The sequence below is a fragment of the Polaromonas sp. genome (genome assembly GCF_043778355.1).
In the GTDB taxonomy this organism is placed as follows: Bacteria; Pseudomonadota; Gammaproteobacteria; order Burkholderiales; family Burkholderiaceae_C; genus Polaromonas.
In genome coordinates this window covers 1-22,528 of record NZ_JAYWHI010000013.1, presented here as the reverse complement: position 1 = coordinate 22,528, position 22,528 = coordinate 1, and the positions used below count along the sequence as shown (strand labels likewise).

Genomic DNA, 22,528 nt, shown 5'->3' with positions numbered 1-22,528 from the left:
CTCCAAGCTGATAATTGTTGTGGATTATGGCCCACCCCGATAGGCTCAACATCGCCCTGTGATGTGCTTCTGCTCGATAACGCGCGGTAACCCACCTGTAGGACTTAACTCACAGAACTTGTGGATAACTTTGTGAGCAAGTGGTCGGCGATGTGCCGCAAGGCCGCGCCAAATGGGGCATGTGACAGAACGATGAAAAAATAAGCAGAATAAAGTTATTCAAAATCAATGACTTGCACCAACTCGTCTGAATTTCCCCAGCAAATCACGGGTTTTGCCTGCAAGCGGTGGGCCTCTGTGGAGTATTACCCGCATGAAATCAGGGGGTTTGCCGGTGTCTGAGTTTTTCTCCGATGAACAAAGACCTGTTGGCGGACGTGGGGGCGTGCGTGTCTGGCCGGTGGGTTCACTGCTGCGCGCCATCGCTGACAGTCTCGAAGCGCGCTTCAACCCGGTCGCGGTGCAGGGCGAACTCAGCGGGTTTTCGCGTGCGGCCAGTGGCCACTGCTATTTTTCACTGAAAGACGCGCAAGGTCAGATCCGTTGCGCCATGTTTCGCCGCGCTGCTGGGCTGTTGGACTTCTCGCCGCGCGACGGCCAGTTGGTCGAGTTGCGCGGGCGCCTCGGTGTTTATGAGCCGCGCGGCGAGTTGCAACTGGTGGTCGAGTCCATGCAGCAGGCCGGGGAAGGCAATCTGTTCGAGCGTTTTGTCCAGCTCAAGAACAAGCTTGACGCCGAGGGCCTGTTCGAAGCCGGCCGCAAGCGGGCGCTGCCGCTGCTACCCAAAGCGATTGGGGTGGTGACGTCGCTGGGCGCGGCGGCCCTGCACGATGTGGTGACAGCGCTGCAGCGTCGCGCGCCACACATTCCCGTCGTGATCTACCCGGCCAGTGTGCAGGGTGTGCAGGCGCCCGAAGAGTTGCGCCAGGCCTTGCGCAAGGCCTATGCACGCGCCGAGGTCGATGTCCTGCTGCTGGTGCGCGGCGGCGGCGCCATGGAAGACCTCTGGGCTTTCAACGACGAGCAACTGGCACGCCTGATCGTGGCCGCGCCCATGCCGCTGGTTTGCGGCGTCGGTCATGAAACCGACTTCACGATTGCCGATTTTTGCGCCGATTTGCGAGCGCCCACGCCGACCGCCGCCGCCGAGATGTGCGCCCAGCCGCAAAAGGTCTGGCAGGGAGAACTGGACGACCTGCAAGACCGGTTGCGTTACGGCGTGGAGCGGCGGTTGCAGGCCAGCAACCAGCGGCTGGACTGGGCTGCGGCACGTGTCAGCCGGCCCTCACACCTGGTCACGCGCCAGCATGCGCGCCTGGCCGCACACGCGCAGGGCCTGCGCCATGCGCTGCAGACCGGCATCCGGCGTGAAAAAAACGCCTTGCAGGCCTTGAGCCTGGCTTTTCCTCAGGCACTGGGGCAGGCATTGCAGCATCAGCAACGCAGGCTGGAACGCGCGCAACTGAGGCTGGCACCGCTGGACCCCCGGCTGGTGCTGCAGCGCGGTTATGCCTGGCTCGCCGACATGCAGGGGCAGGCCGTGACCCATGCGTCGGATACCGCGCCCGGCCAGGCCCTGCGCGCTACCCTTGCCGACGGCGAGGTCGATTTGACCGTTTCAGCACCGCGGCTGATTTAGTTTTTTACAATGGTCGGGACAAGCCGCCCTTATCATCGCAACATCCCCACATCACCACATCACCCCACCACCCCACAAGGAAAAACAAATGGAACACAAACTGCCACCGCTGCCTTACGCTATCGACGCCCTGGCGCCGCACTACAGCCAGGAAGCCTTTGAGTACCACCATGGCAAGCACCACAACGCTTATGTGGTGAACCTCAACAACCTGCAAAAAGGCACCGAGTTCGAAGCCATGACACTCGAAGAGATCGTCAAAAAATCCAGCGGCGGCGTGTACAACAACGCAGCCCAGATCTGGAACCACACCTTCTTCTGGAGCTGCATGAAACCCGCCGGCGGTGGTGAGCCTTCCGGGGCGCTGGCTGCTGCCATCAACGCCAAGTTCGGCTCTTACGCTGCTTTCAAGGAGGCTTTTGTCAAGTCGGCCGTGGGCAACTTCGGTTCGGGCTGGACCTGGCTGGTGAAGAAGGCCGACGGCAGCGTGGACATCGTCAACACCGGCCCGGCCGGTACACCGCTGACCACTGCCGACAAGGCGCTGATGACGGTGGACGTGTGGGAGCACGCTTATTACATCGACTACCGCAACATGCGCCCGAAGTTTGTCGAGACCTTTTTCGACAAGCTGGTGAACTGGGACTTCGCAGCGGCCAACTTCGCCTGATCCTGCCTGGCGCTGTCGCTGCGCCGCGCCCCGAAAAAAGCCCGACGATGGATTCGGGTTTTTTTTTGCCTCAACGAAAAATAAAGTTCATCGCAGACAGGCAAATTTCGTATCGTGGCAATGCGTTGCATAAAATGCAGGGCAGGGCAGGTCCCGTTCTCTCAAGGAATCAGGCACCATCCAATCATGTCCGCCGGTCTGTGACCCAGCCGGGGGCGTTCCCATAACAGTTCTGGAGATAAGCGATGAGCACCGAGCAACCCACCATCATCTACACGCTGACCGATGAAGCCCCCTTGCTGGCAACAAGCGCCTTCCTGCCCATCGTCCGCACCTTCACCGCGCCGGCGGGCGTCAAGGTCGAGACCGCCGATATTTCGGTGGCCGGCCGGATTCTGGGGCAATTTCCGGAATGTCTGAGCGAAGAACAGCGGGTCGCCGACACCTTGACGGAGCTGGGCAAGCTCACACTCAAACCGCAGGCCAACATCATCAAGCTGCCCAACATCAGCGCATCGGTGGCCCAGCTCAAGGACGCGATCAAGGAACTGCAGGGCAAGGGGTACAAGATTCCGGACTACCCGGAGGCGCCCAAGACCGACGCCGACAAGGACATCCGGGCGCGCTACAACAAGTGCACCGGCAGCGCCGTGAACCCGGTCCTGCGAGAGGGCAATTCGGACCGCCGCGCGCCCAAGGCCGTGAAGGAATATGCGCGCAAGAATCCGCACAGCATGGCCGACTGGAGCCAGGCCTCGCGCTCACATGTCTCGCACATGCACGCCGGCGACTTCTACCACGGTGAAAAGTCGATCACGCTGGACCGCGCGCGCGAAGTCAAGATGGAGCTGATCACCAAAGGCGGTAAAACCATCGTGCTCAAGCCCAAGGTCGCGCTGCTGGACCGCGAGATCATCGACTCGATGTTCATGAGCAAGAAGGAGCTCGTGGCCTTTTATGAAAAGGAGATCGATGATGCCTTCAAGACCGGCGTGATGTTCTCGCTGCATGTCAAGGCGACCATGATGAAGGTGTCGCACCCCATCGTGTTCGGTCACTGCGTGAAGATCTTCTACAAGGAAGCGTTCGAAAAACACGCCAAACTGTTTGAGGAGCTGGGCGTCAACGTCAACAACGGCATGGTCGATCTGTACAACAAGGTCGGCACGCTGCCGCAGAGCAAGCAGGACGAGATCAAACGCGACCTGCATGCCTGCCACGAAGGCCGGCCCGAACTGGCCATGGTGGACTCCGCCAAGGGCATCACCAACTTCCACTCGCCCAACGACATCATTGTCGACGCCTCCATGCCCGCAGCCATTCGCAACGGCGGCAAGATGTGGGGCGCTGACGGCCGCCTGAAGGACGTCAAGGCCGTGATGCCTGAATCGACTTTCGCCCGCATTTATCAGGAGATCATCAACTTCTGCAAGTGGCACGGCGCCTTCGATCCCAAGACCATGGGCACGGTGCCCAACGTGGGCCTGATGGCCCAGCAGGCCGAGGAATACGGCTCGCACGACAAGACCTTCGAGATCGCCGAAGACGGCGTGGCAAACATCACTGACCTGGCTACCGGCGAGGTGCTGCTGAGCCAGAATGTGGAGGCCGGTGACATCTGGCGCATGTGCCAGGTCAAGGACGCTGCGATCCGCGACTGGGTCAAGCTGGCTGTGAGCCGTGCGCGCAATTCCGGCATGCCGGTGGTGTTCTGGCTCGATTCGTACCGCCCGCACGAAGCGCAGATGATCACCAAGGTCAAGATGTACCTGCACGAGCACGACACATCGGGCCTGGACATCCAGATCATGAGCCAGGTGCGTGCCATGCGTTACACGCTGGAGCGTGTGGTGCGCGGCCTCGACACCATCAGCGCCACCGGCAACATCCTGCGCGATTACCTGACCGACCTGTTCCCCATCATGGAGCTCGGCACCAGCGCCAAGATGTTGTCCATCGTGCCCTTGATGGCCGGCGGCGGCATGTACGAAACCGGTGCCGGCGGCTCCGCGCCCAAACATGTGCAGCAACTGGTTGAGGAAAACCACCTGCGCTGGGACTCACTGGGCGAATTCCTGGCGCTGGCGGTGTCGCTGGAAGACCTCGGTATCAAGACCGGCAACGTCCAGGCCAAAATTCTCGCCAAAACGCTGGATGCGGCCACTGGCAAGCTTCTCGACAACAACAAAAATCCGTCGCCGAAGACTGGTCAACTGGACAATCGCGGCAGCCAGTTTTACCTGGCCATGTACTGGGCACAGGAATTGGCCGCACAAACGCAAGACGCCGCCCTGGCCGCCCGGTTTGCGCCGCTCGCTAAGGAACTGACGACCAACGAGCAGGCCATCGTCGCCGAGCTCCAGGCTGTGCAGGGCAAGGCGGTGGACATCGGCGGTTATTACCAGCCCGACCTGGCCAAGCTGGATGTTGTGATGCGTCCGAGCAAGACCTTGAACGCAGCGCTGGCGGCTTTCACGGCTTGAACAGCGCGGGGTGAGGCGACCTGCGGGGCAGGCGCTGGCGACTTCGAATAAAGAAAAGGCGGTCTGCATTCATGCGGACCGCCTTTTTTCTTTGCTCAATCGTGTCGCTCAAGAATTACTTGCGGCCCTCGAATACCGCGCCGCGCAGGCGGCTCCCGGCCTTGATGCCTTTTTTGGCAAACCAGCCGACGTTCATTTCCAGCACATAACGCACCGGCTTGTCCGAGCAGTGCGAGTCCGTCGTCTGCGGTTTCATGTCGGCCAGGTTCACGATGGTGCCATCGTCGGCCACAAAAGCGGCAGTCAGCGGCAGCGGGGTGTTTTTCATCCAGAAGCACTGCTTGGCGGGCTCCTCAAAGATGAACAGCATCCCTTCGCCCTGCGGCATGTCCTTGCGGAACATCAGGCCGGTTTGCCGCTGTGCGGGGGTCATGGCCAGTTGCGCGTCGATCTGGTGCATGCCGGCAGACAGCGTGCTGCGCTGCAGGTTCATCTGGGGCGCGTCCTGGGCCGCTGCCGAGACTGCGCTTGCCGTCAGCAAAACGGCACAGGTCATGCGACCGAGGTGATGGGCAGCGAAAGAAACGTGAGGCATGGAAATCACCAGGGGTTGATCAGGCAAACAGCATAAACGAGCGCCATGAAAAATGCCCGCAGTGCGGGCATTTCAAACAGTCCTGAAGAATTACTTCTTGGCTGCAGCGGCCTTGTCGTCCATGGCTTTCTTCGCGGCGGCGGCTTTTTCAGCTTTGGCGGCTTTGGCAGCAGCGGCTTTGTCGTCCTTGGCTTTCTTGGCGGCGGCGGCTTTTTCAGCTTTAGCGGCTTTGGCAGCAGCGGCTTTGTCGTCCTTGGCTTTCTTGGCAGCGGCGGCTTTTTCAGCTTTGGCGGCTTTGGCAGCAGCGGCTTTGTCGGCTTTGGTTTCAACTTTAGCCGCTGGCATTGCAGGGGTGGCAGGGGTGGCAGGCGTTGCCGGTGTTGCAGGCGTAGCTGGCATTGCCGGCATCGCTGGCTTGGCCGGCTGAGCCGGTTGGGCAGGCGTCTGTGCAAACACGCCAGCGGCGAAAAGACCGGCGATCAAGGCAGCGATAACTTTGTTCATGGGAGTTCCTCTTGGTATACGTTTGTAATGGTCCCCGAAAATTGCCGGGGCATCACCGTAACGGCAGCCCTACGCATACGGTTGACAAGCCCCTTCTGAAAAACGGTCGCGCCATGGTTTGCCGCTAGAATTTACGGGTAAGCCCCTAAGCGCTTTCGCCGCTTTCATCGCTGATTCAGCACATCCCGGAGACTGTCGTCCATGTACCAGCACATCAAGGTGCCTGACCAAGGTCAAAAAATCACCGTCAATGCCGACAACTCGCTCAATGTGCCGGACGAGCCGGTCATTGCGTTCATCGAAGGCGACGGTACCGGCGCCGACATCACGCCCGTCATGCTCAAGGTGGTGGATGCGGCAGTGGCCAAGGCCTACGGTGGCAAGAAAAAAATCCACTGGATGGAGGTGTATGCCGGTGAAAAGTCGACACGGGTTTACGGTCCGGATGTCTGGTTGCCGGAAGAAACCCTGGCGGCGGTCAAGGACTATGTGGTGTCCATCAAAGGCCCGCTGACCACCCCCGTTGGCGGCGGCATACGCTCGCTCAATGTGGCGCTGCGCCAGGAACTGGACCTCTACGTCTGCCTGCGACCGATCCAGTATTTTGCCGGTGTACCTTCACCGGTGAAAGAGCCGCACAAGACCCACATGGTGATCTTTCGCGAGAATTCCGAAGACATTTACGCCGGCATCGAGTTTGAGGCCGGATCCGACAAGGTCAAAAAACTCATCAAGTTCCTGCAGGACGAGATGGGTGTCAGGAAGATCCGCTTCCCGCACACCTCGGGCATCGACATCAAGCCGGTATCCAGCGAAGGCACCGAGCGTCTGGTGCGCAAGGCCATCCAGTACGCCATCAGCAATGACAAGCCCAGCGTGACCATCGTGCACAAGGGCAACATCATGAAGTTCACTGAAGGTGGCTTCCGGGACTGGGCCTACGCGCTTGCCGCGAAGGAATTCGGCGCGGTCGAGATCGACGGCGGTCCCTGGATGAAGTTCAAGAATCCGAAGACCGGCAAGGATATTGTCATCAAGGACAGCATCGCCGACGCCTTCCTGCAGCAGATTCTGCTGCGCCCCGCCGAATACAGTGTGATTGCCACGCTCAACCTCAACGGCGACTACATCTCTGACGCGCTGGCTGCCCAGGTTGGCGGCATTGGCATCGCCCCCGGCGCCAATCTGAGCGACACCGTCGCCATGTTCGAGGCCACCCACGGCACGGCCCCCAAATACGCCGGCAAGGACTACGTCAATCCGGGCTCTGAAATCCTGTCGGCTGAAATGATGCTGCGGCACATGGGCTGGCTGGAAGCCGCCGACCTGATCATCAGCGCCATGGAAAAATCCATCGCGTCGAAAAAGGTCACCTATGACTTCGCCCGCCTGATGGACGGCGCGACGCAGGTCAGCTGCTCCGGCTTTGGCCAGGTGATGATTGACCACATGTAAAGATGGCGGCTGAACGGCAAAACCGCTCCTGGCGCAGGCTGGAGCGGTTTTTTTATGGCGCCGACAAAAGTCAATCGCCCGTCCTTGAATGTCGTGTTCCCGCCACCAATTGACCCATGTCCCGCACCGGGCAATTTCGCTCGCTAGAATGAATTCCATGGCAACCCAACCCCCCAAGCCTCCTGCACCGCCCAAGGCCCCGGCCTTCAAGCCCGATGGCGCCAATGGGGGGGATTCGGTGGTGCTGGAGCGGCGTCCGCAAAAGACCAAACCGCCGCAGATGTTCCAGGTGGTGCTGCTCAATGACGACTACACCCCGATGGAGTTTGTGGTCGAGGTGATCCAGGAGTTCTTCAACAAGGACCGGGAAACCGCCACGCAGATCATGCTGAAGATCCACCTCGACGGCAAAGGCGTGTGCGGCGTGTTTTCCAAGGACGTGGCGTCCACCAAGGTTGACCAGGTGACCGAAGCCGCGCGAAAAAATGGCCATCCGCTGCAGTGTGTGTGCGAGCCCATTGAATAATCGCTAAGACAGCCCATATTTTCCCTATCAGCCGCACCCCGATACCTCTACCCGATACCCCCGCAGCAAGCCGAAAGGAAACGCAATGATTGCCCAGGAACTAGAAGTCAGCTTGCACATGGCCTTTGTCGAGGCCCGCCAACAGCGTCACGAGTTCATCACCGTGGAACACCTGTTGCTCGCCTTGCTCGACAACCCGAGCGCCGCCGAGGTGTTGCGCGCATGCTCTGCGAACATCGATGACCTGCGCAAGTCGCTGGCCAACTTCATCAAGGACAACACACCACAGGTCGCCGGCAACGACGACGTGGACACGCAACCCACGCTGGGCTTCCAGCGGGTGATCCAGCGCGCCATCATGCATGTGCAGTCCACCGGCAACGGCAAGAAGGAAGTCACCGGTGCCAACGTGCTGGTGGCGATCTTCGGCGAGAAGGACTCCCACGCCGTGTATTACCTGCACCAGCAGGGCGTGACGCGTCTGGACGTGGTGAACTTCATCGCGCACGGCATCAAGAAAAGCGACCCGCCCGAGCCGACCAAGGCCGGCGAATCCGCCGCCGAGAACGAAGAGGGCGGCGAGAAGAACGAAAAAGCCTCGCCGCTGGAGCAGTACACCCAGAACCTGAACCAGCTCGCCAAAGAGGGCAAGATTGACCCGCTGATCGGCCGTCATTACGAGGTCGAGCGCGTGATCCAGATCCTGTGCCGCCGCCGCAAGAACAATCCACTGCTGGTCGGTGAAGCCGGCGTGGGCAAGACCGCCATTGCCGAGGGCCTGGCCTGGCGCATCACGCAAAAAGAAGTGCCCGAGATCCTGAGCGAAGCGCAGGTCTACTCGCTCGACATGGGTGCGCTGCTGGCCGGCACCAAGTACCGCGGTGACTTTGAGCAGCGCCTCAAGGGCGTGCTCAAGGCGCTGAAAGACAAGCCCAATGGCATTTTGTTCATCGACGAGATCCATACGCTGATCGGTGCCGGTGCGGCCTCGGGCGGCACGCTGGACGCGTCCAACCTGCTCAAACCCGCGCTGAGTTCGGGCCAGCTCAAGTGCATAGGCGCAACGACGTTTACCGAGTACCGCGGCATCTTTGAAAAAGACGCGGCCCTGTCGCGCCGCTTCCAGAAGGTCGATGTGGTCGAGCCGACGGTGCAGGAGACGGTGGACATCCTCAAGGGCCTCAAATCCCGTTTTGAAGAACACCACAGTGTCAAGTACGCCGTGGCCGCCCTTCAGGCCGCAGCCGAGCTCAGCGCCAAATACATCAATGACCGGCATTTGCCCGACAAGGCGATTGACGTGATTGACGAGGCGGGCGCGGCCCAGCGCATCCTGCCTGCCAGCAAACGCAAAAAAATCATCACCAAGACCGAGGTCGAGGAGATCGTCGCCAAGATCGCGCGCATCCCGCCCGCCAATGTGTCCAACGACGACCGCGGCAAGCTCAAGACGCTGGAGCGTGATTTGAAAAGTGTGGTGTTCGGCCAGGACAAGGCGCTCGACGTGTTGGCGTCCGCCGTCAAGATGGCACGCTCCGGCCTGGGCAAGGACGACAAGCCGATTGGCTCCTTCCTGTTCTCCGGCCCGACCGGCGTCGGCAAAACCGAAGCGGCCAAGCAACTGGCCTACATCATGGGCATCGAGCTGATTCGTTTCGACATGTCCGAATACATGGAACGCCACGCGGTCAGCCGCCTGATCGGTGCGCCTCCGGGCTACGTTGGTTTCGACCAGGGCGGCCTGCTGACCGAGGCGGTGACCAAGAAGCCGCATTGCGTGCTCCTGCTTGACGAAATCGAGAAGGCGCACCCGGACATCTTCAACGTGCTGCTGCAGGTCATGGACCACGGCACGCTGACGGACAACAACGGGCGCAAGGCCGACTTCCGCAACGTGATCATCGTCATGACGACCAATGCGGGCGCCGAGACCATGAACAAGGCGACCATCGGTTTCACGAATCCGCGCGAGGCGGGCGACGAGATGGCCGACATCAAGCGCCTGTTCACGCCCGAGTTCCGCAACCGCCTGGACGCCACCGTGAGTTTCAAGGCGCTGGACGAAACCGTCATCCTGCGCGTGGTCGACAAGTTCCTGCTGCAGCTGGAGACGCAACTGGCCGAGAAGAAGGTCGACGTGACCTTTACCGACACGCTGCGCAAGTACCTCGGCAAAAAAGGTTTCGATCCGCTTATGGGCGCACGCCCGATGCAGCGCCTGATCCAGGACACAATTCGCCGCGCACTCGCCGACGAGTTGCTGTTCGGACGCTTGATCGATGGCGGCCGCCTCACGGTGGACATGAAGGTCACGACCGACGAGAAGGGTGTCGAGACCGGCGAAGTCGAGCTCGACATCCAGCCCCTGCCCAAGAAAGAAGGCAAGGCCAAGCCCGAGGCAGAGCAGGCTGAAACCAGCTGATCTGATAACGCAGGATCAAAAGGCCGGTAGCATGGCGCTACCGGCCTTTTTCATGTGCTCCTGAAAACATAGCTGCTTGTGCCCGCCGGCTATGGGCTGGATGCCTTTTCCATGCACAAAAATCTGGCGAAAGAACAGACCCGATGGCACCTCACACCTTTCTCTGGCACGACTACGAAACTTTTGGTCTGAACACGCGGCGCGACCGGCCAGCGCAGTTTGCCGGCATACGCACCGACGCCGAACTCAACGAGATCGGCGAGCCGCTGATGATCTACTGCCAGCCGGCGCGTGATTACCTGCCGGATCCGACCTCCTGCCTGATCACCGGCATCACGCCGCAGCTCTGCCTGGAGCGCGGCCTGCCCGAGCATGAATTCGCCGTGCGCATCGAAGCCGTGCTGGCACAGCCTGGCACCATAGGCGTCGGTTACAACACCATCCGTTTTGACGACGAGGTCACGCGCCACCTGTTCTGGCGCAACCTGATCGACCCTTATGCGCGTGAGTGGCAAAACGACTGTGGCCGCTGGGATCTGCTCGACGTGGTGCGCATGGCTTACGCCTTGCGGCCGGAGGGCCTTGAGTGGCCGATGAAACCCGATGAACGCCGTCCCGACGAGGCTGGCGCGCTGCGCCCCAGTTTCAAGCTCGAAGACCTGGCGCGTGCCAACGGGCTGCTGCACGAATCAGCGCACGATGCGCTGTCCGACGTGCGCGCCACGATTGCGCTGGCGCGGCTGATACGCACGGCGCAGCCGCGGCTGTTCGACTTCTGCCTGTCGCTGCACAAGAAAGACCGGGTGGCGGCCGAGCTGAGCCTGCCCACCAGCCCGCAAACGGCACAGCCGTTCTTGCATGTGTCGGGCATGTTCGCGCCCGAGCGCGGTTGCCTTGCCGTGATGTGGCCACTGGCCATGCACCCGTCCAACAAAAACGAGCTGCTGGCCTGGGACCTGGCGCATGATCCCGCCGAGTTGCCGCTGCTGGATGTCGCCACCTTGCGCCAGCGCCTGTTCAGCAAAAGTGCCGACCTGCCCGAAGGTATGACGCGGCTGCCGATCAAGTCGGTGCACCTGAACAAGTCGCCGATGGTGGTGCGCAAGCTCGCGACACTCAGCGACGCGATGGCGGCCAAATGGGGCGTGGACATCGAAGCGGCGCTGGGTAACGCCGAAAAGGCCGCCAGCCTGCCCGACATGAGCGCGGTCTGGCCAGAAGTGTTTGCGCGGCCCAAAGACGGGGTGCCTGATGTCGATGAGGACCTCTATGGCGGCTTCATCAACAACGACGACAGGCGCCGCCTCAACAAGCTGCGCGCCTTGCCCCCCGCAGAACTTGCGCACAGCCGCACCGGCTTCGACGATGAGCGGCTGGAAGAACTGGTGTTTCGCTACCGCGCGCGCAACTTCGAGGCGACGCTGTCCCCCGAACATGCCGAACGCTGGGACATCCACCGTGCGGCGCGCCTGCTTGAGGGTGAGGGTGGCGCGCGCAATGTCGATGCCTTCCTGGCCCAGCTTGACGTGTTGTCCGAAACCGCAGACGAGCGCGGCGAGGCGGTGCTGGGGGCGCTGTATGAGTATGCGGAGATGGTTGCACCGGAGATTTAAACTGTGCCGGAGGTGCCTTCCGTACTCCTTATTTGATAGCTGCTTGCGCCCGTTGGTCATGGGCTGGAAGCCGATGCGATGCATAAGTTCAGGCGCCCTAGCTGTCATCCCGGACCTGATCCGGGATCCATGCGCGTGTCCTGTCACGCCTGCGCGTTTGTTGGAAGCGAAGCATGGATTGCGGGTCAAGCCCGCAATGACCGCGTAGTCGCCATGGCCGGTCGCCACGGCGCATGTTTTTCCATCACGCCGATGTACCGCGTACTGGCTTCGAAGTCGGCGAGCCAGCCTTGTAAACGCGGCCAGGGTTGGGCCGCAAACCAGCCGGCATCGGAGTGCGCAAACTGGCGGATAAAAGGCAGGATGGCCATGTCGGCGAGACATGCCTTCCCGCCGCACAGCCAGCCGCCTGCTAGACGCGCATCGAGTTGTACCAGCCAGTTCGCCGCCTCGCTGCGGTGCTTCAGCGCAAAGGCGGGGTGATCACCGGCAGCTTCCTGCGGGTAGCGATTCGGGTATTTGTAGCGGTCCAGGTGGCGCTTGAAGTCGCCGTCGTTGCTCGCGATCAGCGCGGCCATCTCCTCGGCTGAAACACCCGTCGGTGTCAGCCACTGCGCGGGATCGTTGCGGCCCAGCGCCCAGCGCATGATGTCCAGGCTCTCGTCAATCACTTCGCCATCAGGCAGCAACAGCACCGGCACTGTGCCCTTGGGTGAGGCCGTCAGCATCTCGGCGGGTTTGGCGCGAAGCACGACTTCCCGGTGTTCATGCGGCTCAGCGCTGACCGCGAGCGCCAGCCGCGCGCGCATGGCATAGGGACAGCGGCGAAACGAATACAGGACGGGCAGGGCGCCCATCAGGCCTTGTCTTCCCGGTCTTCGCCGCCGCCTGATGAAGCGAGCTTCGCGCCGATGTGCGGCTGGCGCCGGCGATTCGCGTAGTCCACCTGGCGCTGACGCTCGATGAAGCCGCGTTTCTGCTCGTCGGTCTTCTTGTCGTGGCAGCCAGGGCAACTGACCCCCGGCACGTACAGCGGCGAGGCCTTGTCGGCTTCGCTGATCGGGTCGCGGCAGGCGCGGCACAGGTCGTAGTGGCCGGTGGCCAGGCCGTGCACGACAGAGACGCGTTCGTCAAACACAAAACACTCGCCCTGCCAGCGGCTCTGGTCTTCCGGCACGGTTTCCAGGTACTTGAGGATGCCGCCTTCAAGGTGATACACCTCGTCAAAGCCCTGGGTGCGCATGAAGGCGGTGGATTTTTCGCAGCGGATACCGCCGGTGCAGAACATCGCGACCTTGGGTTTCTTGCCGTCTTTTTCGGCCAGCAGGCCGCCAGGTGCCGACTGCTCGGCCACCCAGGCGGGCAGTTCCGAGAAACTTTGGGTGTGCGGATCGACCGCGCCTTCAAACGTGCCGATGCCCACCTCATAGTGATTGCGCGTGTCCACCACCACCACACCAGGCTCGGCGATCAGCGCATTCCAGTCCTGCGGCTTGACATACTGGCCGGCCATCTGGTTCGGGTTGATGCCGGGCACGCCCAGCGTGACGATCTCGCGCTTGAGCCGCACCTTCATGCGGTAAAACGGCAGCTTGTGCGACCAGGATTCCTTGTGCGCCAGCTCGGCCAGACGCGGGTCGCTGCGCAAATGCGCCAGCACGGCGCGCACACCGTTCTCGGGCCCGGCGATCGTGCCGTTGATGCCTTCTTCGGCCAGCAGCAGGGTGCCGCGCACATCCTCGGCCTCGCAAAAAGCCTGCAGCGGTGCCTGCAGCGCGGCAAAGTCGGGCAGCGTGACAAATTTATAGAGGGCGGCGGTCAGAAAGCGGGGCATGGCAGGAAGAGATGGCGGAAAAGCGTTCAAAAACAAGGCCGCAGGCAGTGCGGGCCTTCCCATCGTAACAAGGGCGACCAATGGCGGCTATCGCGGCCGCTTGCCCCCCGTCAGTGTCCTGACAGATACGCGGCGCGCAGGACGACATAAACGGGCGAGCGGCGCGTGGACGCAGTTGCTGCAATGCAGCAAAATGGATGCATGCTTAGTAATTCAGATCGATTCAGGGTGCCATGGCGAAAAGCCTGAGCAGCCTCTGGCTCAAAAGTGTGCGCCGCATGGGCCGGGCCCAGCAGGCGCAGGGCCGCAGGTTGCTGCAAAGCCTGGTGCCCAAGCCGCCGCGTGCGCCGGCCGTGCGAAAAGCCAAACCAGCGAAGGTGGCGAAAGCACGGCCCACGGCTGCCGTTCGAAAAAGCGCGATCTCGCCTGCACATCCACTGACCGGCCTGCCGGGGCAGTGGCAAAAGTCATGGTTCTCGGTGCCGGCTGCCGGCCAGGTGGCCTCCGCGCGGCGCATGTTGTACTGGCTTTACCTGCCCTCGGGTGCACCGGCCGCACCGCTGCCGCTGGTGGTGATGCTGCACGGCTGCCAGCAGACCGCTACTGACTTCGCGCTGTCCACCCGCATGAATGCGCTGGCCGAGCGCAAGGGTTTTGCGGTGCTGTACCCGCAGCAGTCGGCCGCTGCCGATGCCCATCGCTGCTGGCACTGGTACAAACGCTCGACCCAGCAGGGCCTGGGCGACGTGCGGCTGATTGCAGACATGGTGGCGCAGGTGCAGGCCAAACATGGGCTGGACCGCACCCGCACTTACGTCGCGGGCCTGTCGGCCGGCGCCGGGCTCGCCAACATCCTGGCGCTGCATTACCCGGCCATGGTGGCCGCTGTGGGCCTGCATTCGGCGCCGGTGTTTGGCACCACAGATTCGCCGATGAGCGCCTACCGCGCGATGCAACACGGCTCCGGACCGGCGCACCGCGACAGCGTGCAGGTCTTCGGCAGCGCGGCGCAGGCCTTCCCCGGCATGCCGGCCATCTTGCTGCACGGCGCGCGCGACAGCGTGGTGCGGCGCATCAACATGACGCAGCTGACCGAGCAGTTCACCATCCTCAATGCGGGCTTCATCACGCGGGACGCGGCAGTGCTCAGGTCTTATCCGGCGCGCAGCTCTGGCCGGCACCCGCGCCACGCCTATGAAAGCGCGACCTGGTACGCCGGGCGCAAGCCGCAACTGGTGGCCTGCGCGGTTGACCACCTGGGCCATGCCTGGAGCGGCGGCGACGGCAGTGTGGAGTTCAGCGCGCCGGAAGGCCCCGACGCCACGCTGATGCTGTGGACGTTTTTTGCGCAGCACCGGCGGCGCCAGGGCCTGCCGCCCGCGGGACCGTGAGCGGCCCGGACTTGCTATCTAATTAATAGCTGTCATCCCTTATCCGGCATGGGATAGGGGCCTATTTCCTTCAATTTTTCAGATCAGGCGCCTGCCACAAAACGCGCACGCAGCGCCTCCACACGCGCGCGGTTCACGCCAAAATCCTTGCGACCCAGGCGGCTTGACGAACGCACGTGGATCACCTGGGCCGCCTCGTCCAGCCACAGCTCCAGGTCATCCGTGAACCTGAGCCAGCGTGTGCTGCACTGGGCGTACAGATAGCCCGGTGTTGCCTGTACCACGGTGGTTCCGGGGGTGGCGGTGACCAGCGCCGCGGCGCGGGCAAAAGCCGCGGCGCCGTCGCCGGTATAGGCCAGCGGCGCAATCTCGGCATAAGCCTTGAACGGGTGGTCGGGGTGAAGGGCGGCCTGGCTGCTGACGCTGTTCGGATTCTGGGCGGGTGGCTTGAGCCGACTGTTCTTCACCCCCAGGTCGGTGGGCATGCGCCCTCTGAGCAGACCCAGTTGGCCCGCCACCAGCAGCATCACCAGCAGTCCCATGACCAGCACAACAACAATTTTTAGACCGGTGATCATTCGGAAACTCCGGGTGGATGCTGCCCACTGCAGCCCTGGCAGTTTAGCGGCTGGCTTCGAAACCGTCAGCGGCTTTTCTACAATGCAGCCATGAGTTTTTCACCCCTCACCGTGGCCGTCATGGGCGCTGGCGCCGTCGGTTGTTATTTCGGCGGCATGCTGGCGCGTCATGGCCACCGCGTGACGCTGATTGCGCGGCCGCAACATGTGGCGGCCATTGCCTCCAGCGGACTGCGCCTGCAGACCACCCAATGTGACGAACAGGTGCGACTGGCCGCCAGCAGCGAGGCCAGTGCGGTGCAGGGCGCGCAGTTGGTGTTGTTCTGTGTCAAGTCGCTGGATACGGAAGCCGCTGGCAGCTTGATCCGACCCCACCTGCGCCCCGATGCGCTGGTGTTGTGCCTGCAAAACGGTGTTGACAACACCGGGCGGCTGCGCAGCGTGTTGCCGCAGCATACGGTGGCCGCCGCCGTGGTCTACGTGGCGACCGAGATGGCCGGCCCCGGCCACGTCAGGCACCACGGCCGGGGCGATCTGGTGATGGAGCCATCGACACACAGCGGCGCCGTGGCGCAGGCCTTCATCGAGGCGGGCGTGCCCACCGAGGTTTCGCCCAACGTGACGGGTGCGCTCTGGGCCAAGCTCATCTTGAACTGCGCTTATAACGCCGTCTCGGCCATCAGCCAGTTGCCCTACGGCAAAACCGTGGCGGGCGAGGGCGTGCGCGACCTGATGCGTGACGTGGTGGCTGAATGCCTGGCGGTGGCGCAGGCCGAAGGTGTGCAACTGGCGGGAGATGTGCATGTGGCGGTGGACCAGCTGGCCGGCAGCATGCTCAGCCAGTTTTCATCGACCGCGCAAGACCTGGCGCGCGGCAAAGCCACAGAGATCGACCACCTCAATGGCCTGATCGTCAGGCGCGGCGAAGCGCTGGGCATTGCGACGCCGGCCAACCGGGTGTTGTGGTCCCTGGTCAAGCTGCTGGAGCGCAAGGCCATGGCCTGAAGCGCCGAACCTCGGCCCGACAACAGAAAGACAACCATGCCCACCCCGCCTGAAGACCTGCACGACGTGACAGCGGTCACACAACGCTGGATCAGCGCCTTCAATGCCAGCGATCCGGCCGGCATCTGTGCGCTGTATCACCCCGAGGCCGTGCTGTGGGGAACCACCGCGCCTTCGATGATCACCACGCCGCAAGGCCTGCGCGCGTATTTTGACGGCCATTGCGCAGCCGCCTCGCCGCCCAGCATCAGCCTGGACGCGCAACGGGTTAGGGTGTACGCAGGCACAGCCATCAACAGCGGCAGTTACACCCTGCACGCGCTGGTCGAAGGACGACAGCGCGCACTTCCGGCGCGGTTCAGCTTTACTTATTGCAAGGTGGGCAGTGACTGGCTGATTGTTGATCACCACTCGTCGTTCGTTCCGGCATAAAGTCAGCGCTCAAAGAAGTCCTTGATTTGCTATTGAATAAATAGCTGCTTGCGCTTGTCTGGTATGGGCTGGAGGCCGATTTAGCTTGAAATAAAGGCCAGCGACGCGGCTCAGGGCCTGGCGTCGCGCCAGACCAGGAAGGGGTTGATCGGGGTACCGCGCCACCACTGCTTTTCTGCGCCCAGTTTGTAAATCGCGAAGTGCAGATGCGGTGCATCCAGCGAGGCGTTGCCGGTGCTGCCAACGTAGCCGATGACCTGGCCCTTGCGCACCGAGCCCCCTTCGGCGATGCCATCGGCATAGGCGTCGAGGTGGGCGTAGTAGTAGGCAAACTCGCCGCTGGGGTCAAACTGGTACAGCGTGATGCCGCCGGGCTTGCTCAAGAACAGCTTGGCGATGGGGCCATCCTCAACCGCCAGCACCGGGGTGCCGCGCGGCGCCATGATGTCCAGCGCTTCATGCAGCGCACCACCGGCGCGCCCCTGGGTGTAGTTGTCGCTGAGTTGGGGCGCGCTGAAGCCTTTGACCGGAATCATCAGGCCGCGCGCGCGCAGGCGGGACAGGTCGGAGGCATCCGCCGGCACCGCGAGGACCGCGGGGGTGGCGTCGGTGTTGGGCGCGGGCTCGGCGGCAGCCGCGCCGGAAGGGGCAATCACCGCCACCACATCGGCCGTTGGCGTGTTCACACTCGAAGGGGATGGGGTGGTGGTGGCAGCGGGCCGGAACCAGGTGCCGATGACCACGCCCGCAAGCCCGGCCAGCACCGCACCCAGTATCAGGGCCTGGCGCCAGCGGCGGGGGTGGTGCGTCCTGGTCACAGCTTGACGTCAACCTTGAAACCAGCCTTGGCCAGGGTGGACAGCCGCTCGGCGTCCCAGTTGGTCAGGTGGATGCAGCCATTGGTTTCAGAATGGCCGACGTTGGACGGATTCGAGGTGCCATGAATGCCCCAGTGCGGCTTGGTCAGGCCCAGCCAGATGCTGCCCACCGGGTTGTTGGGGCCCGGCGCAATATCGGCCTTCTCGGCATTTTTGGGCGCGTTCTTGAGCAGCTTGGGGTTGTAGGTGAAGCTGGGGTTTTTCACCTCGTTCTTGATCGCCATCATGCCGATGGGCAGGGGGTCGTTTTTTTCATTGCCGATGCTGATCGGGAAACCAGCGACCGGCCGTTTCTCGGCGTCCAGCACATACAACACGCGTTCAGACTTGTCGATCTGGATCGACGCCGCCTTGGCCGGCGCGGCAACGCTGGTCACGTTGGGCACCACGATGTCCTTGCCGGCCTCGATCTTGCGGCCGCCATTGAGTTGCTTGAGGTAGGCCATGCTGGTGTGAAATTTTTCGGCCAATGCCTCGTCGACCGACTCGAATACCAGCGCCTTGAGCTTCGCGCGTTCGGCCATGTCGGCCGGCGTTTTCTCGAAGGGTCCGGCGGTGTCTTTTTCCGTGACTGTGTAAGTGGCAAGGAGCGGTGCGCTGTCTTCACGCAGCGACTTCCAGGTTTCGGCGGTGACCGTGCCTGTGACCTTCAGATTACGCGCGGTCTGGTAGGCCTTGACCATGCGCTGCATGTTGGCGGCATAACGGCCGTCGATCTCGCCGCAGGAGAACCAGGCGCGGTCCAGCAGGATCTGTGCACGTGCCACGGCGGGGCCCTTGCTGCCGCTTTTGAGCAGCGGGCTGTCGCTGGCATTGTTGAAGGCATCCATGTCAAAGCCGGTGCTGGCCGATGTTTTGGCGCCGGCTTTGGCGGTTTGCGCCAGTACCGAGCCGCCGGCCAGACCGAGCGCGGAGCAGCACAGGCTGATGGCCAGCAGGCGGGAGGCCAGGCGCGAGCGAGGGGGAAGGAGAGAAATGGCCATAAAAACTTTCAGCAGTTGTGGGCCAAGTGTTGCTGCAAACGCGCGCGCAAACTGTAGGAAACCGCGCTCGCTGCGGGTCAGGTTAGCGCCGTTTGTCGTGTTGCATGGCGGCGTCCGGGCGGCGGCCGGGGGCAAGGCTTGTTGCTATTGAATCAATAGCTGCTAACGACCGTGGGACATGGGTTAAGGGGCTATTTGGTCGAAAAAATCGCCTTCCAGTGCTGCGCCTCGACCGGTGTGATGGACAGGCGGTTGCCCTTCTTGAGCACCAGCATGTCGGCCAGTTCGGGCCGCTCACGCAGTGCCGGAAGGGTGATGTTGGGAATCTTCTTCACGACCTGCACGTCGACCAGCAGCCAGCGCGGCGCTTCGTGCTTTGACCCGGCATCGTAATAAGGCGAGTCGGGGTCGAACTGTGTCGGGTCCGGGTAAGCGCCAGACGCCACACGGGCCATGCCGACAATGCCCGGCTCGGCGCAGCTGGAGTGGTAGAACAACACACCGTCGCCCACCCGCATGCCGTCACGCATGAAGTTGCGCGCCTGGTAGTTGCGCACGCCGACCCAGGGCACGGTGGCGTCGGGCGCGGCCAGCACATCGTCGACCGAACATTCTTCGGGTTCAGACTTCATCAGCCAGTAGTTCATTGTGTTTTTTCCTTCAGGCTCAAGGATGAAGGATTTGCAGCACAGCCGGAACAATCAGACCGATGCCCGTGAGCAACAGCAGCGTGCAGACCAGCCTGAGCACCGCTGGGCGCGACCAGCCCGGCGGGTGCCGCTCCAGCCACCAGCTCAGCCCGAACACCAGCGGCGCCGCCAGCAGGCTCAGCTTGAGCGCGTTGGCGCTGAACTGGCCGGTCGGCAGCACCATCAACAAGCGCAACAACGCACTGGCGGCCAGTGTGGCCACCAGCGTGTTGCGCACAGTCCGCAGCGCCATCGGCTGGCGGTAAAAGTGGTAGACCAACGGCGGCCCACCGGTGCCAAACAGGCCGGTGAGCAGGCCAGAGGCGGCGCCCCAGAGCCGGAAGACGTTATTCGACGAGCGCTCGCGCAGCGCCGCCGTCTGCGTCAACACCACCACGGCGCAGACAATCACCGTCAGCCCCAGCAAGACGCGCAGCGCCAGCGTCACGTTGGTGCTCAGCCACCCCAGCAACAGCAGCCCGAGCAGGATGCCGGCCACGCCGCCCAGCGTGATGTCGCGAAAGGCCGGGACATCCAGCGTCCGGGCTGCGCCGCGCAACGCCACCAGTGCATTGGCCAGCCCCAGCACCATCGCCACATTGGCCAGGTCGGCCAGCGGCGCCAGCTCCAGCAAGCCGGCCAGGCCCAGCAGGATCAGCGCAAACGCAAAACCGGTCAGGCACTGCGCGCAGGTGGCCAGCGCCACGCAGAGCAGGAAGAGGGCGGTCTGAAGAAGAGTCATTCAGCGACGTGTCCCCGGAGCCGGTCAGCGGTGTTTGCCGACTTCCCAGCCGACGCCGCCAATCGCCCGCTCTGCCACCTCCACAGCCAGCGGCTCCAGCGCCGTTGCCATGGTGTCGTTCCAGCGATTGAGGTAACCAAAAAGCGAGATTGCTGCGACGATCTCGACGATCTGCTCGTCGTTGTAATACTTCTTGAGTTCGTCAAAGTCGGTGTGCGAGGCCTCGTTGGGCACCGCGCCGGCCTTGAGCGCGAGATTGATTGCGGCGCGTTCTGCCGGGCTGAACAAGTCGCTGTTCTCAAAGTCCCACAGCGCAGCAATCTTGGCGTCCGATGCCTTGTAGATGCTGGACAGGTTGGTCATGTGCGACTGGCAATACAGGCAACCGGCCGCATAACTGCTGGCCAGGCTGACCAGCATCTTGGTTTCTTCGGGCACGGTACCTTCGTACAACACCGCCTGGTTCAGCGCCATGAAAGCGCGCACGATGTTGGGCCGGCGCACCATGGTCATGATGCTGTTGGGCGTGAAGCCGCGGGTTTTTTTGTAATGCTCGAAACGCTCGCGGATATCGTCTTCCTTGACGTCGGCGAGGGGAATGGGGGCGAGGTGGGGCATGGCGTGAATCCTTATTACGGCGAGGGGCTGTCTGACCAGTTTAAGGTGCGCCCGGAGGGCCGGCGATCACACCTGCCGTTTTTCCCCTCAGACCCTCAGGCAGCGCGTTGCTTGGCCGCTGCCTGGGCCAGTTCGGGAGGGAGGCGCTTGAGCAGCCAGCGGATGGCCAGCGGCACCAGCACCAGATCGTCGGCAATGCCAAAAAAAGGCAACATGTCCGGGATGAAGTCGATGGGCGAGAACAGATACAGCGCAATCATCGCCGTACCCAGTTTGAGCCAGCTTGGCGCTTGCGGGTGACGCAGGGCGAACCACAGTTGCCGGGCATCGCCGCGAAGCAGTACCCACAGCAGAGTCAGGCGTTTGAACATGGAATCTCCTTGAAAGAGGCAAGTACGAAGGGCCGATTCGACTCGGGGCACAAAACTGCTCATCTTTGTCATGCCGGACCTGATCCGGCATCCATGGCGGCCGGGCCTGGATTGCGGGTTCCCGGATCGGGTCCGGGACAGGCTCTGCCCGCGATGACACTGCTACTTGGCGGTGCTTGCCACTGGCACAAGGGCTTTCACAGGGTTTTACATTTGCAGGGCTGTCAGGACTCAGGCGCGCTCAAAGTCGATAAAGCTCTTTTCGGCATCGACCGCCACCAGCCTGACGCGCGTCGCGTCGCCCACGTCCAGCCCGTCAAAACCGCGCACCACCCGGCCTTCGAGCAAGGGGCTGCTGATGCGCACAAACGTGCCCTTGGCCGCTGCGCCGGTCACGATGGCGTCGAACACATCGCCGATACGCCCGTGTAACAAATACGCTCCTGCGGCCTTGAGCACCTGGCGCTCGACCTTGCTGGCATTGTCTTCCTGCAGCGTGCAATGTTTGGCGATCTCTGTGAGTTGCTCGGCGGAGTAGGGCGAAGCCTCACCGGCCAGTGCTGCCTTGATCAGGCGCTGCGTCACCAGGTCGGGGAAGCGGCGGTTCGGCGCGGTCGAATGCGCGTAGTCGTTGACGGCCAGGCCGAAATGGCCCAGCCCGTTCGCGCCATCCGCTGCTGCCGGGGCCGCCGCGTATTCGCCCGAACCCAGCATCTTGACCACCGCCAGCGACAGGTCGGCAAACCCGGCCGGGTCGGCCGCGCGCTGCGCGCTCAGGAAGTGATCCAGCGCGATGGCATCGGACAGGGCGGGCAATTCCACGCCGTGGCTGGCAGCCAGCGCCACGATGCGGTCCCAGCGGCGCGGTGATTGCAGAAAGCGGCGTATCGACGGGAAACCTTTTTCAACGAGAAAACGTGCCGTCGCGCCATTGGTCGCAATCATCAGGTCGGCGATCAAGTCCTTGGCGCGGTTTTTCTTGTCCGGTTGCAGGTCGACCAGCAGACCGTCCTTGAACACTGGCCGGGCGGCAATGGTGTTGACGTTGAGCGCACCGCGCGACTGGCGCCACTGCCGCAGTTTGCCGGCCAGGGTGTCGT

The 22,528-nt window shown here is 62.6% G+C and carries 22 protein-coding genes; 10 read left to right on the top strand and 12 right to left on the bottom strand.

Going from position 1 to position 22,528, the window contains the following annotated elements; translation table 11 throughout:
- Nucleotides 1–313 precede the first annotated feature (313 nt).
- From xseA to ACH2CW_RS01925, 3 genes are all read left to right on the top strand, one after another.
- Entirely contained in the window at nt 314–1,639 is a 1,326-nt protein-coding gene (gene xseA / locus ACH2CW_RS01935) for an exodeoxyribonuclease VII large subunit (protein WP_395055163.1), read from the top strand.
- An 88-nt stretch (nt 1,640–1,727) separates the two neighbouring features.
- Nucleotides 1,728–2,309: a superoxide dismutase gene (locus ACH2CW_RS01930; protein ID WP_395055162.1), complete on the top strand. Its 582-nt coding sequence runs from the start codon at nt 1,728–1,730 to the stop codon at nt 2,307–2,309.
- Nucleotides 2,310–2,554: 245 nt separating this feature from the next.
- On the top strand, nt 2,555–4,792 hold the full coding sequence (locus ACH2CW_RS01925) for an NADP-dependent isocitrate dehydrogenase (RefSeq protein WP_395055161.1): 2,238 nt from the start codon (nt 2,555–2,557) through the stop codon (nt 4,790–4,792).
- Nucleotides 4,793–4,907: 115 nt separating this feature from the next.
- Here ACH2CW_RS01925 and ACH2CW_RS01920 read toward each other — a convergent pair whose 3' ends face one another.
- Together ACH2CW_RS01920 and ACH2CW_RS01915 are read right to left on the bottom strand one after the other, a co-directional pair.
- Entirely contained in the window at nt 4,908–5,348 is a 441-nt protein-coding gene (locus tag ACH2CW_RS01920; protein ID WP_395055247.1) for a DUF192 domain-containing protein, read from the bottom strand.
- Between the two features lie 129 nt (nt 5,349–5,477).
- Nucleotides 5,478–5,891: a hypothetical protein gene (locus ACH2CW_RS01915; RefSeq protein WP_395055160.1), complete on the bottom strand. Its 414-nt coding sequence runs from the start codon at nt 5,889–5,891 to the stop codon at nt 5,478–5,480.
- Nucleotides 5,892–6,092: 201 nt separating this feature from the next.
- Here ACH2CW_RS01915 and icd point away from each other — a divergent pair, with 201 nt between their 5' ends.
- From icd to sbcB, 4 genes are all read left to right on the top strand, one after another.
- Nucleotides 6,093–7,346 (top strand): NADP-dependent isocitrate dehydrogenase, encoded by a 1,254-nt coding sequence (gene icd / locus ACH2CW_RS01910; RefSeq protein WP_395055159.1) that lies wholly within the window; start codon nt 6,093–6,095, stop codon nt 7,344–7,346.
- A gap of 157 nt (nt 7,347–7,503) precedes the next feature.
- Nucleotides 7,504–7,872, top strand: a complete 369-nt coding sequence (clpS, locus tag ACH2CW_RS01905) for an ATP-dependent Clp protease adapter ClpS (protein WP_395055158.1) — start codon at nt 7,504–7,506, stop codon at nt 7,870–7,872.
- 85 nt (nt 7,873–7,957) lie between these two features.
- Entirely contained in the window at nt 7,958–10,294 is a 2,337-nt protein-coding gene (gene clpA, locus ACH2CW_RS01900; protein ID WP_395055157.1) for an ATP-dependent Clp protease ATP-binding subunit ClpA, read from the top strand.
- A 143-nt stretch (nt 10,295–10,437) separates the two neighbouring features.
- Nucleotides 10,438–11,907 (top strand): exodeoxyribonuclease I, encoded by a 1,470-nt coding sequence (sbcB, locus tag ACH2CW_RS01895; RefSeq protein ID WP_395055156.1) that lies wholly within the window; start codon nt 10,438–10,440, stop codon nt 11,905–11,907.
- 185 nt (nt 11,908–12,092) lie between these two features.
- On the opposite strand, the gene ACH2CW_RS01890 is transcribed toward sbcB, so the two are convergent.
- Nucleotides 12,093–12,764: a glutathione S-transferase gene (locus tag ACH2CW_RS01890; protein ID WP_395055155.1), complete on the bottom strand. Its 672-nt coding sequence runs from the start codon at nt 12,762–12,764 to the stop codon at nt 12,093–12,095.
- Complete coding sequence (locus tag ACH2CW_RS01885; protein ID WP_395055154.1) at nt 12,764–13,741, bottom strand: rhodanese-related sulfurtransferase; 978 nt, start codon at nt 13,739–13,741, stop codon at nt 12,764–12,766. Before ACH2CW_RS01885 ends, ACH2CW_RS01890 begins: the two co-directional genes overlap by 1 nt.
- A 233-nt stretch (nt 13,742–13,974) precedes the next feature.
- Between ACH2CW_RS01885 and ACH2CW_RS01880 the strand changes: the two genes are divergently transcribed.
- Complete coding sequence (locus tag ACH2CW_RS01880; protein ID WP_395055153.1) at nt 13,975–15,132, top strand: alpha/beta hydrolase family esterase; 1,158 nt, start codon at nt 13,975–13,977, stop codon at nt 15,130–15,132.
- Nucleotides 15,133–15,215: 83 nt separating this feature from the next.
- Here ACH2CW_RS01880 and ACH2CW_RS01875 read toward each other — a convergent pair whose 3' ends face one another.
- Entirely contained in the window at nt 15,216–15,710 is a 495-nt protein-coding gene (locus ACH2CW_RS01875; RefSeq protein ID WP_395055152.1) for a DUF1499 domain-containing protein, read from the bottom strand.
- A 90-nt stretch (nt 15,711–15,800) separates the two neighbouring features.
- Here ACH2CW_RS01875 and ACH2CW_RS01870 point away from each other — a divergent pair, with 90 nt between their 5' ends.
- On the top strand, nt 15,801–16,715 hold the full coding sequence (locus tag ACH2CW_RS01870; RefSeq protein ID WP_395055151.1) for a ketopantoate reductase family protein: 915 nt from the start codon (nt 15,801–15,803) through the stop codon (nt 16,713–16,715).
- A gap of 36 nt (nt 16,716–16,751) precedes the next feature.
- Nucleotides 16,752–17,147 (top strand): DUF4440 domain-containing protein, encoded by a 396-nt coding sequence (locus tag ACH2CW_RS01865; protein WP_395055150.1) that lies wholly within the window; start codon nt 16,752–16,754, stop codon nt 17,145–17,147.
- A 110-nt stretch (nt 17,148–17,257) separates the two neighbouring features.
- Here ACH2CW_RS01865 and ACH2CW_RS01860 read toward each other — a convergent pair whose 3' ends face one another.
- From ACH2CW_RS01860 to ACH2CW_RS01830, 7 genes are all read right to left on the bottom strand, one after another.
- Nucleotides 17,258–17,965, bottom strand: coding sequence for a M23 family metallopeptidase (locus tag ACH2CW_RS01860; protein WP_395055149.1), 708 nt, complete (start codon nt 17,963–17,965; stop codon nt 17,258–17,260).
- Complete coding sequence (locus ACH2CW_RS01855) at nt 17,962–19,008, bottom strand: L,D-transpeptidase family protein (RefSeq protein ID WP_395055148.1); 1,047 nt, start codon at nt 19,006–19,008, stop codon at nt 17,962–17,964. The genes ACH2CW_RS01860 and ACH2CW_RS01855 overlap by 4 nt, the downstream gene beginning before the upstream one ends.
- Before the next feature lie 191 nt (nt 19,009–19,199).
- Entirely contained in the window at nt 19,200–19,655 is a 456-nt protein-coding gene (locus tag ACH2CW_RS01850; protein ID WP_395055147.1) for an EVE domain-containing protein, read from the bottom strand.
- A gap of 19 nt (nt 19,656–19,674) precedes the next feature.
- Nucleotides 19,675–20,439 carry a TSUP family transporter gene (locus tag ACH2CW_RS01845; RefSeq protein ID WP_395055146.1) on the bottom strand — a complete coding sequence of 255 codons (765 nt, stop codon included), beginning with the start codon at nt 20,437–20,439 and terminating at the stop codon, nt 19,675–19,677.
- Nucleotides 20,440–20,463: 24 nt separating this feature from the next.
- Complete coding sequence (locus ACH2CW_RS01840; protein ID WP_395055145.1) at nt 20,464–21,057, bottom strand: carboxymuconolactone decarboxylase family protein; 594 nt, start codon at nt 21,055–21,057, stop codon at nt 20,464–20,466.
- Nucleotides 21,058–21,152: 95 nt separating this feature from the next.
- The gene (locus ACH2CW_RS01835; protein WP_395055144.1) at nt 21,153–21,428 is read right to left on the bottom strand and encodes a YkvA family protein; all 276 of its coding nucleotides are present in this window, start codon (nt 21,426–21,428) and stop codon (nt 21,153–21,155) included.
- Nucleotides 21,429–21,659: 231 nt separating this feature from the next.
- A partial coding sequence (locus ACH2CW_RS01830) for an RNB domain-containing ribonuclease (protein ID WP_395055143.1) occupies nt 21,660–22,528 on the bottom strand: 869 nt, incomplete at its 5' end.